Origin of the sequence: Thermoflexus sp. (assembly GCF_034432235.1) — a bacterium.
In the GTDB taxonomy this organism is placed as follows: domain Bacteria; phylum Chloroflexota; class Anaerolineae; order Thermoflexales; family Thermoflexaceae; genus Thermoflexus.
In genome coordinates this window covers 39,173-46,109 of the sequence record NZ_DAOUCJ010000052.1, presented here as the reverse complement: position 1 = coordinate 46,109, position 6,937 = coordinate 39,173, and the positions used below count along the sequence as shown (strand labels likewise).

Annotated in this window: 6 protein-coding genes; all 6 read right to left on the bottom strand. The window is 67.2% G+C overall.

Going from position 1 to position 6,937, the window contains the following annotated elements; all coding sequences use genetic code 11:
* The coding region (locus VAE54_RS06480; protein WP_322801130.1) for a DNA translocase FtsK at nucleotides 1-1,771 on the bottom strand (1,771 nt) is incomplete at its 3' end.
* A 90-nt stretch (nucleotides 1,772-1,861) separates the two neighbouring features.
* Nucleotides 1,862-2,920, bottom strand: a complete 1,059-nt coding sequence (gene amrS, locus VAE54_RS06475; RefSeq protein WP_322801129.1) for an AmmeMemoRadiSam system radical SAM enzyme — start codon at nucleotides 2,918-2,920, stop codon at nucleotides 1,862-1,864.
* A gap of 394 nt (nucleotides 2,921-3,314) precedes the next feature.
* Nucleotides 3,315-3,785 carry a DUF411 domain-containing protein gene (locus tag VAE54_RS06470; RefSeq protein WP_322801128.1) on the bottom strand — a complete coding sequence of 157 codons (471 nt, stop codon included), beginning with the start codon at nucleotides 3,783-3,785 and terminating at the stop codon, nucleotides 3,315-3,317.
* 124 nt (nucleotides 3,786-3,909) lie between these two features.
* Nucleotides 3,910-6,345 (bottom strand): heavy metal translocating P-type ATPase, encoded by a 2,436-nt coding sequence (locus VAE54_RS06465; RefSeq protein WP_322801127.1) that lies wholly within the window; start codon nucleotides 6,343-6,345, stop codon nucleotides 3,910-3,912.
* A 70-nt stretch (nucleotides 6,346-6,415) separates the two neighbouring features.
* Nucleotides 6,416-6,655 (bottom strand): hypothetical protein, encoded by a 240-nt coding sequence (locus VAE54_RS06460; protein ID WP_322801126.1) that lies wholly within the window; start codon nucleotides 6,653-6,655, stop codon nucleotides 6,416-6,418.
* A 3-nt stretch (nucleotides 6,656-6,658) separates the two neighbouring features.
* On the bottom strand, nucleotides 6,659-6,904 hold the full coding sequence (locus VAE54_RS06455) for a hypothetical protein (RefSeq protein WP_322801125.1): 246 nt from the start codon (nucleotides 6,902-6,904) through the stop codon (nucleotides 6,659-6,661).
* Nucleotides 6,905-6,937 lie beyond the last annotated feature (33 nt).

Below are 6,937 nucleotides of genomic sequence, written 5' to 3'. Positions count from 1 at the left end.
AGGCGATGCGGGCCGGGAAGTTGGCCTTGATCAATCCGGTCACCACATCCACGCTGGGGCGCTGGGTGGCGATCACCAGATGGATCCCCGTCGCCCGCGCCATCTGCGCCAGCCGGGTGATCCGCCGCTCGGTTTCCTCCGGCGCGGTGATCATCAGATCTGCCAGCTCATCCACCACGATGACCAGATACGGCATGCGGGGCTCGCCCCGCTCTTCCGCCCGCCGGTTGTAATCCGCGATGTGGCGCGCGCCGACGGCGGCGAACACACGGTATCGACGCTCCATCTCCCGCATGGCCTCCTGGAGCACCCGGGGCACTTTCTCGATCTCCACCACCACCGGGGTCCAGAGATGCGGGATGCCGTTATAGGGTGTCAGCTCGACCCGCTTGGGATCGATGAGGATCAGTCGCAGATCATCCGGCGTGCACGTGCACAGCAGCGAGACCAGGATCGCATTCAGGGCCACGGATTTCCCGGAGCCGGTCGCTCCCGCGATCAGAAGGTGCGGCATAGCGGTGAGATCGGCCACCAGGGGCTCGCCGGAGACCGTTTGCCCGAGGGGCAGCCGCAGCGGGGAGGCCATCGCGCGATAGGCTTCGCTTTCCATCACTTCCCGCAACCGAACCAGGGCCGCCCGCTCGTTGGGAACCTCGATCCCCACCAGGCCCCGGCCCGGGATAGGGGCCAGGACCCGGACCGCGCGGGCGGAGAGGGCCAGCGCCAGGTCGTCCGCCAGCGCCGCGATCTGCCCCACCTTCACCCGGGTGGAGCGGCCTCCCCGGGAGATCTGGCCGGGTTCCAGGCCGAAGAGGGTCACCGTGGGCCCGCGCTGGACCTCCACTACCCGGGCTTCGACCCCCAGGCTGCGCAATGTCTCTTCGATGATATGGGCCTTCTCCCGGAGATCCGCTTCGTCGATTTCCACTTCTTCTTCGGGATCCAGGATTTCCTCCAGGCGGGGAAGGGTCCATTTCGGTCCCGCCGGGGCGATCTGCAACGGCGCCTCCTGGTCCCCGGGGAGCTCTGGGGTCTGCACGGCCTCCGGGGCATGCTCGGAGATCTCGGTTTCCCCCAGGATGCGCGGGGATCGATCGGAAGGAGGGAAGGAAGCTGCGGGTTCCGCCCGCTGGGGAAGGGGGATCGGGAGATCCTCGCCCGCGGAGCGGCCGGGCGGAAGGTCTCGAAGCCGGCGCAGCCCTCGAATCCCCCACTCCAGCGGGCGTTCGGGCGAAAGCCGGAAGGTTCCCATCAGGCCCGCCCCGATCATCCCCAGCCAGACCAGCCATGCCCCGATGGGGCCCAGATTTTCCGTCAGACCCCGGACCAGCGCCGCTCCCACCGCCCCGCCCATCCCTCCCAGTCCATCCAGGATCATCAACAGCGATCCATAGAGCAGGAGCAGCCCCAAAAGGAGCGACATGCGGGGTTGGGGGACCTGCTCAAAGCGTCGAACCAGCAGCCAGGCGCCGCCCGCGATCAGCCCCAGAGGGAACGCGAAGACCCCACCCCCGAACCCGTGGATCAGACCCAGAAGGAAGGAGCTCAGACCGGGCATTCGCTGGGGGGCGAGCAAACCGAAGGCCACCAGGATCCCGCCCAGGAACAGGATCAGGCCCAGCAGGTCCAGTTGCTGATCCAGCGTGAGGGCAGGCCTCCAGCGCAGAGGACCTTTTGAGGAGGTCGTCCGGCGGGCGCCAGATGTTCTCTCCCGGGCCCCTCCTTTCGTCCGCCGACGCTCCGCAACGGCACGCTTCTTCGAACGGCTCACGGTCCGCGCTCCCCTGGTCTCCATGAAGAATTCAGGCAACCGCCTGCCCGCTGGTCGACGGGCCATGGGCCCCTTTCATCGGAGGCGTTCTCACTGCCAGATGCCCGGGATCGCTGTCCCACACCGGTAGCAGGTCCCTCGCCCGCTGAGATGATCCACCAGGATCCGGAACCCGTGGCGGGCGATAAGGAGGGCATCGCAATTCGGGCAGTAGGTGTTCTCGAAGGGCCCCACCTGGCCCGGGAGGTTGCCGGCGTAAACATAGCGCAGGCCGGCGGCCTTCCCGATCTCCGCCGCCCGGATCAGCGTCTTCGCCGGGGTCCAGTCCCGATCGGTCATCTTGTAATCTGGATGGAAGGCCGTCACATGCCAGGGGATATCCGGGGAGATGGAAGCCAGGAACTCCGCCGCGTCCCGCAGCTCTTCATCGGAATCGTTAAAGCCCGGCACCACCAGGGTGACCACCTCCAGCCACAGGCCGCTCTCATAGACCATGCGGATGCCCTCCAGGACGTTCTTGAGGGGCATCCCCAGGGCCCGGTAGTTCTTATCGCGCATGCTCTTGAGATCGATCTTGTAGCCCACCAGGTAGGGCCGGAGATATTCCAGGACCTCCCGGGTGAGGTTGCCGTTCGAGACGTAGACGCAGCGCAGGCCATGGGCGATGGCCTCCCGGAAGATCGCCACTGCCCATTCCGAGGTGATCAGCGGCTCGTTATAGGAGCTCCCTACCAGCTGCGCCCCATACCGCTTCGCCAGCGCCACCAGCTGAGCAGGGGTGACCTCCTCCGGCATCACTCCCGCGGCTGGATCACGAAGAGCCTGCGAGGTTAGCCAGTTTTGACAGTAACTGCAATGCAGATCGCAACCCAGCATCCCGAAGGTCAGGGTATAGGAGCCGGGAAGGATGTGGAAGAAAGGCTTCTTCTCCGTGGGGTCCACCTGGAGGGCGGCCACATACCCCCACGGGACGTAGAGGGTGCCGTCCCGGTTGAAGCGCACCTGGCAGATCCCCCGGCGGCCCGGACGGATCAGACAGCGGTGACCGCAGGCGTAACAGCGCACGGATCCATCCGGAAGCCGCTCATAGAGCTCGCCCGGCCGTGTCAGCGCATCCAGCACCTCCGCCAGCGTTCGAACCTCCGCCATCGCCATTCCCCCTTTCCCCTCATCCGGCCGGCCACCGCTCTTCATTGAGGAGTTCCAGATAGGGACCCTCTCGATTCCCTATGGAAATGATGGTCCTCCCCCCAGGCCGCAAAGCGGCGCAGGAGAGGGGGAGGAGTCGCTCACCGCTCCGCGTCTTCCCGGTGCGGGGAGAGCTGGAGAGATAGAGAAACAACCGGGGACCAGAGCCTCCACGGACCCTTCTATTAACATTTTAATCCCCTTTTCCGGGGAGAGGGGAAAAAGAAGGGACTGCGCCGTTCCGCTCGCATCGGGGAGGGCGGGTGGCTTCTCCCCCATGGCCCCAAAGGCCGCATGGGGAAGGGGAAATCCCTCGGTCTCTCCGAGGAGACCCTGCGCATGGGCTGTGTGGGTCTCACCACTCCATCCACGGATGGGCCTGGCCGTCGACGGTGAGGAGATCGATCGTCAGCGGACCGGATCGGGCGCCCCCCATTCCGGGAGATCCGGACGGCATGCCGGGGAGCGCGATCCCCCGGGCGTCGGGGCGTTCCCTCAACAGGCGAGCGATCGCCTCCAGCGGCACATGGCCCTCGACCACATAGGGGCCCACCCGCGCGGTGTGGCAACTCCACATGGGCTCCGGGATCCCCCACTGTCGCTTCAGCCGTGTCAGATCATCCTGTTCGATCACATGGACGGTCACTCCGTGATCCCGGAGATACCGAACGTATTCGCCGCAGCATCCACAACTCGGGGTGCGATAAACCGTCACCCCTTCCTTCGCCAGAGGGCTGTCCCGCTGGGCCGATGAGAAGGACCCCTGGCAGCCCATCAGGAACATGATCGCCAGCATCCCCAGGAACGCTTTTCGCCCAGGCCTCATCGCTGCCTCCAGGGAAGCGTTGCTCAGAACTATGCCACGGAGCGCACCGAATCGGAGAGCGCCCACTCCTCGACGCGCTGCATCCTCCCCATTCGCGGATTCGCGGCCTCCTCGGGGGCAGCCTCTACACCCGGAACCCGCGCAGGCGCAGCGAGTTGGTTACGACGAAGATGGAAGAGAACGCCATGGCCCCGGCCGCCATCATCGGATGCAGCAGGCCCAGCGCTGCCACGGGGATCAGGATCACATTGTAGAAGAACGCCCAGAACAGATTCTGGCGGATCGTCCGCATCGTCCCCCGCGAGAGCCGGATCGCCTGAGGCAGCAGGCGCAGATCCCCCCGCATCAGCGTGACGTCCGCCGTCTCCATCGCCACCGCCGTGCCGGTTCCCATCGCGATCCCCACATCCGCCTGGGCGAGGGCCGGGGCATCATTGATCCCATCCCCGACCATGGCGACCCGATGGCCTTCCCCCTGCAGCTGGCGGACGATCTCGGCCTTATCGGCGGGCAGGACCTCCGCGAAGACCCGGTCGATGCCGACCTGCTGGGCGATCGCCTCCGCGGTTCGCCGGTTATCCCCGGTGATCATCGCGGTTTGCACGCCCAGCCGATGCAGCGCCGCGATGGCCTCCGCCGCTTCCGGCTTTAACGTATCCGCCAGGGCGATCAATCCGATCGCCTCTCCATCCTGGGCGACCAGCATGGTCGTCCGGCCCTTCTCCTGAAGGGCGCGCGCCGCTTCGCCCAGTTCCTCCAGCGTCACCCCCTCCGCCTGGAGCCACGAGACCTTACCCACCCGGACCACGTTTCCATTCCGGTGGGCCACCACTCCCCGGCCGGGCAACGCCGAGAACCCGGCCAGCTTCTCCAGGGCGAGCCCTCGGGCTCGGGCGGCTTCCACCACGGCCACGGCCAGCGGATGCTCGCTCCCCTGCTCCACACTGGCGGCCAGGGCCAGGACATCCTCGGGGGTCCAGCCCGCGCGGGGGATCACTTCGGTCACCACCGGCCGGCCCTGGGTGAGGGTGCCGGTCTTATCCAGAGCGACCATGGTGACCCTCCCCAGCTGCTCCAGGGCCCGGGCGCTGCGGAAGAGGATCCCCATCGTCGCCCCCCGGCCTGTTCCCACCATAATCGCGGTGGGCGTGGCCAGCCCCATGGCGCACGGGCAGGCCACCACCAGGACGGCGATGGCATTGACCATGGCCCGGGTGAAGCCGGCCCCGCCGATGAGGAGCCAGCCCAGGAAGGTCAGGGCGGCGATGGCGATCACCAGAGGAACGAAGACCGCCGAGACCTGGTCGGCCAGCCGCTGGATTGGGGCTTTGCTCCCCTGGGCCTCCCGGACCAGCCGGATGATCCCGGCCAGCACGGTATCCCGCCCCACGTGAGTGGCCTCGATCTTCAGCAGACCGTGCTGGTTCACCGTCCCACCCAGCACCCGATCGCCCGGGCCCTTCTCCACCGGAAGGGACTCCCCGGTCATCATGGACTCATCGACTGCCGATCGTCCTTCCAGGACGATCCCATCCGCCGGGATGCGCTCCCCCGGTCGAACGATGAGGAGATCTCCCACCCGGACCTCGGCGGCCGGGATCTCGATCTCCCGGCCGTCCCGCAGCACGCGGGCCCGTTCCGGCTGCAATGCCATCAGGGCGCGGATCGCCTCGCCGGCCCGCCCTTTGGCTCGCGCCTCCAGATACTTCCCCAGAACGATCAGGGTGATGATGACCGCGGCGGTTTCGAAATAGGTGTAACGGCCCAGCGCCGTGCTGCCCAGGGTGAGGGCCAGGGTAACCGCCAGGCTGTAGAAATAGGCCGCCGAAGTGCCCAGGGCGACCAGCACGTCCATGTTGGCGGTTCCCAGCCGCAGAGCCCGATAAGCCCCTCGATAGAAATCCCATCCCACTCCGAACTGCACCGGCGTGCTGAGGAAGAGGAGCAGCCAGTCCAGAAGGAGCGGCCGGGCCATCCCGGGCATCACGTTGTGGAGCAGATCGAACTGCATGCTCAGCCAGAACGTGGGGAGCGTGAAGATCAACCCCCACAGGAAGCGACGGCGCTGACGGGCCAGCTCCGCCTCGCGGGCCGCCTGCTCCGCATCCATCCCGGCCTCTTCCAGCCCTCCGGCCGCCTCCACCACATCGTAACCGGCCTCCCGAACCGCCTGGATCAGATCGCGGATCGAGGCCACGCCCACCACATAAGTGATGCGGGCGCGTTCCGCCGCCAGGTTAACCGTGGCCTCCAGCACCCCCGGAACCCGATGGAGGGCGCGCTCGATGGTGCGGGCGCAGTTCGCACAGGTCATCCCCAGGATCGGCAGCTCCACTGTGGCGGTGGCCACATCGTAGCCGGCCGCCCGGACCTGCTGGACGGCCTGGCGGATATCCGCGGCCGAGGGATCCAGCAGCACGACCGCCTGTTCGGCGGCGAAATTCACCGAAGCCTCCAGCACCCCGGGCATGCGCTTCAGGGCCCGCTCCACCGTCCGGGCGCAGTTCGCACAGGTCATGCCGATAATGGGAAGCACTACTTCCCGCGTCGAAGTGGTCATGGAATGTTCACCTCCTTGGTGCCACTGCAGCGCATCGGGAAGACCGACCGATCGCCCTGGTCCCCTACGCCTACCGGATCGCCTGCTGCAGAATGGCCTCCACCGTTTCCGGCGTCGCATCGTGGCCGAAGCTGCGCCAGATCACCTGTCCCTGGCGGTCCAGGACCACCAGGCCATGGGTGCCGGGCATCCCGAACCGGGCCAGGAGGGCCTGACCTTCCCGCGTGTCCGCCCGCACCTCGAAGAAATCCACATCGCTCTCATACCGTGGTCGCAGCGCCTGCACGAGGCGCGTGTTGCGGGCGCACACCGGTCAGCCCGGCAGGACGAAGTTATAGAGCGCCGCCCGCGGGCGCGGCGTCGACGTCCCGGTCGCCGTCGGAGTTGGGGCCGGCGTGGAGGTCCATGTCGGTGGGGGGGCCGGCGTTCCGATCGCCACCGGCGAAGCGGTCGGTGTCTCCGTCGGGCGCGTGGGGATAGGGGCAGGCGTTCCCCCACCCCCGCTCAGGCATCCGACCAGACCGATCCACGCCAGCCCCAGCGTCCAGATCCTTCGCATCCTGTCCCCCTTTCTCGATCCCTTACGCAGCCG

Coding starts and splice junctions, on each gene's coding strand:
- VAE54_RS06455 (WP_322801125.1), bottom strand. CDS start 6,904: ATGCGAAGGATCTGGACGCTGGGGCTGGCGTGGATCGGTCTGGTCGGA.
- VAE54_RS06470 (WP_322801128.1), bottom strand. CDS start 3,785: ATGAGGCCTGGGCGAAAAGCGTTCCTGGGGATGCTGGCGATCATGTTC.
- amrS (WP_322801129.1), bottom strand. CDS start 2,920: ATGGCGGAGGTTCGAACGCTGGCGGAGGTGCTGGATGCGCTGACACGG.
- VAE54_RS06465 (WP_322801127.1), bottom strand. CDS start 6,345: ATGACCACTTCGACGCGGGAAGTAGTGCTTCCCATTATCGGCATGACC.